The sequence below is a fragment of the Chryseobacterium sp. YIM B08800 genome (assembly GCF_026163565.1).
Classification (GTDB): domain Bacteria; phylum Bacteroidota; class Bacteroidia; order Flavobacteriales; family Weeksellaceae; genus Chryseobacterium.
On the sequence record NZ_JAPDKN010000104.1, the window covers coordinates 1 to 3,535 of the forward strand.

Annotated in this window: 1 protein-coding gene; it reads right to left on the bottom strand. The window is 30.9% G+C overall.

The features are described from left to right. Positions 1-13: 13 nt before the first annotated feature. Positions 14-3,388, bottom strand: a complete 3,375-nt coding sequence (locus OEW74_RS19470; protein WP_265430063.1) for a hypothetical protein — start codon at positions 3,386-3,388, stop codon at positions 14-16. Positions 3,389-3,535: the final 147 nt, after the last annotated feature.

Here is a 3,535-nt window from a genome sequence, read left to right on the forward strand (position 1 = left end):
TCATATTTATGTTTTATGGTTTGTAGTTGTACTTGAATTCTTTTAACAGTTTGCCGTTAATATCTTTGATACTTTCTAACCTGTTGGCAGAATCGTATTTATAAATCTCTCTGATTCCTGAAGGCGGAGTAATGCTTGTTACTCCAATCAAAGGATCATAAGTGTAAGTAGTAATCTGAGCATTTTGTAATGCAGACTCTTTTCTGAATGCATCTAATTTGTTGATTAAATTTTCCTCGGAAATAGTAGTTCCTTGTGAAACATCTGTGTTGGAAGCAGAGATGATATCTGTTGCCAATCCGCTTGCTACAGAATAAGAAACACCAACTATTTTAGCAATAGGCTGAGTAGAATTGTAACCCCAAATAATGGAAATTGCCATGCCATCTTTTGTTGTGTATTGTAAAATATTTCCATTGATATCATATTCATTGTAAGTGACCTCAGTTTGAGCAATATTATTGAAATCATATGAGACCATTGATGTTGGAAATAAATGAGACAGGTCATCGTATTTTGTCTCTGCCTTTAAAATTATTTTCCCCAAATCAGCACTATTTTGTTTTTTAACAACAGAAGTCTCTAAAGGAGCAGCAATTATATTAGCGTTAATTAATCTTGTATTTCCTTTTTCATGCGCATAACTGTAGTTGGTTTCAACTATAGTACCATCAGAAAGAGTCTGGGATTTTTTAATAAGATAATCTCGGGAGTTATACCCATTTAGAGTAGATTGAGTAACAGAACGTTGATTATCATAAAACATTGTCGACTGTTCTTCAATTAAATTTGCAGTACCTATATGCTCCTTTTGAAATACTAAAGTCATAAAATCAAAAGCATTTTTTCCTGTTATTAATGAAAAATTTTCATACGTTTCATATTTTCCACCATGTAAGTAATATCCATCTATTGCATCTTCTTTTAGATTCACAAAGGCTCCTGTCGAAATTTCATAATCATTATATTGATAGGTGAGTTTATCTTCAGATAATAATCTGTTGTTTTCACTATATACTTTTTTATTTAATAAATTTCCCCTCATATAATCATAGTTGGCAACGCTATTAAATGGAGGTAAAAGCGAAGGAGTATATAAATTAGGCTTATCTATCGGTGAAGTATATTGATAAACTGTCTTTCCTTTGCCTGTTTCGTTTACGCTCACAAACTGATATCCTATATCTCCACCTTTGGTTTTTTGTATAGGTAGAAAGTTTCTGGAAGAATTGTAAACAATATCCGCACTAAATACGGTTTTGCATGGATGAGTAGGATCAGGATTGCATTGGTACTCGAGTGTTGCTTTGTAAGGATAACTGTATCTATACAATGGTTTCGGAAAAACTAAAGCTCCTGTACTTCTTTTCGAATCTAGAAGGTCATTGTACCCAAAATTAATCGTTCTGCTTGGTATTCCTGTTTGGTCGGTATAATAGTTTATATTTTTGATACGTACATTTCTAAAATCAAATAAATATTTAAGGTTATTTGTATTTCGAACTTTGTAGAAAATATTAAAACTTGCGTTAAATGTTGGGTTACCAATACCAATTTGTAGATTATCTAGCTCCAAATAATATTCACCAGCAGGAAAAGTATATTCATATACAGTAGGTATAGGTTCGTTTGCGTCTAATAAAGAAGTATCAAAGCTAGCAACAGGAGTGTAGTTAACGCCTTCTTTTTTCAAAACTCTAAATCTGAAACCATATTGATTTATAGAGACTGTTTCTAATTGCATTCTAATAGAGCTCAATTCAGTAATTGTAAAAGCAAATTTTTTCTCATCACTGAATTTAGTAAATACCGTCATATTATTCGCATCGTCCCAATTCAACTGATTTTCATCATAATTAGTCAGCAATTCAGCACCATCCGAAGGACTGAAAGCTGTGTTTTTAGGTATGTAAGAATAAGTTCCTGTTTCATAAATAAATTCAGACTTACCTTTAGTAGGATAGGTTATTGCTTTTAGTAACTCAATATTAGAACAGCCATAAGAGTATTCTTTTGAACATTTGTAAAAGCTGTCGTCATCTGCTACAAGCGGAAAGCTGATTCCGGTTAATCCATAATAGTCTAAATTATAAATTTGATCACGAACATATGTGTCATTATCTTTATTAAGTTTTTCTATGGATGTTAAAAAAAGTCTTTTATATACACCTGAATTTTTATAAGCGTATATGAAGTTAAATTTTTCATCATACTTATTATCTGTACCTTTTATAACAATACTTCTTAACTTTGAAAGCGATGAAAGATCACTCCCATAATTAGTATCTTCTCTTCCATATTCATAATCAAATAAAATACTTCCTTGTCCTAATAGATTAATTTCTTTTATTTTTCGTGTATTTGAAATTGTTGTACTTCCTATCGTTTCGTCGATTTTAGGAAGATAACTGCTGTTTTCCCTAATAATTGATCTTAGAGCACTACCCGCATCAAAATAGATTGCATTATTATTTTTAGTAGACTCGGTTGAAACTGTTACAACGGGTTGTGCATCATATGTAAGGTTTACCTTAATAGTGTTATCATTATTTTTGATTTTACTCAAATGAAAAGCGCTATTATACATATAATTCATCTCTGAATAACTAGTAAAAGTATATCCCTCTAAGCCTAAACCATCATTTAGAGAAGTGTTTTTAGATGTTTCAATGACATCAAAAACAAAGATGTTTCCTAATTCGTCAATAATATCAAAAGAGATGGGCTCAAAATCTGTAGGTGCAGTAACAGTAATTTTAAGGTTGTTCTTATCTAATTTTACAACCTGCAATTGTCCGTTTATTTTTTTTATAATAAAACGTCCTGTATAATTTAAGAAGTTATATTGATAAAGATCATACTTTGTATCGTATCTGTTTTTGTAATGTGCTTCAAAAATACTTTTTTCTGTATGGGTAAAGTTGCCGGGATTATCAATTATACTTCCAAAATAGTTTTTATAATTATGAACATTTGTATTTTCGTCAAAATAAATACCTATTTTTTTATTTGAGCTACCTGACGAATATGAGATTATTTTCTCGTCTGGAATATCCATAACAGTTCGGGAAATTGTTCCTCCGGCCATCAAACTCCAGCCTAATCCTACTTCAGTTGCTTTTGAATCTGACTTGGCATTATTTACATGGTACTTTAATTGTAAATTTAAAGGAACATTATTAAGTCCTGTATTCAAACTTTTTATGGGTATTGTTATATCTGGAATTCCTGTATAATTGCTTACAGGAACTTCTTCAAACTTCATTAAACTATTAACCGACGGTGAAGGCGGAATTATATTGGGTATATTTTTATTTTCATCTCCTGTGCTTTGAGCGATTAGACAGTTAGCAATAAAAATTGAATAGAATAATATTATTTTTTTCATCATGTTTATTTTTTAATCAATTTAGCATTCGCTGTTTTCTCAGTATCAGCTTTTATCACAATCAGATACGCTCCTTGAATAAGATTCTGCGTATTAATTTTCGTTACTTTATTCTTTGTTTTCAGACTTTGAAGCTGTCTTCCACCC

Excerpts from the sequence above, each read along its gene's own strand:
- OEW74_RS19470 (WP_265430063.1), bottom strand. The coding sequence starts at position 3,388 with ATGAAAAAAATAATATTATTCTATTCAATTTTTATTGCTAACTGTCTA.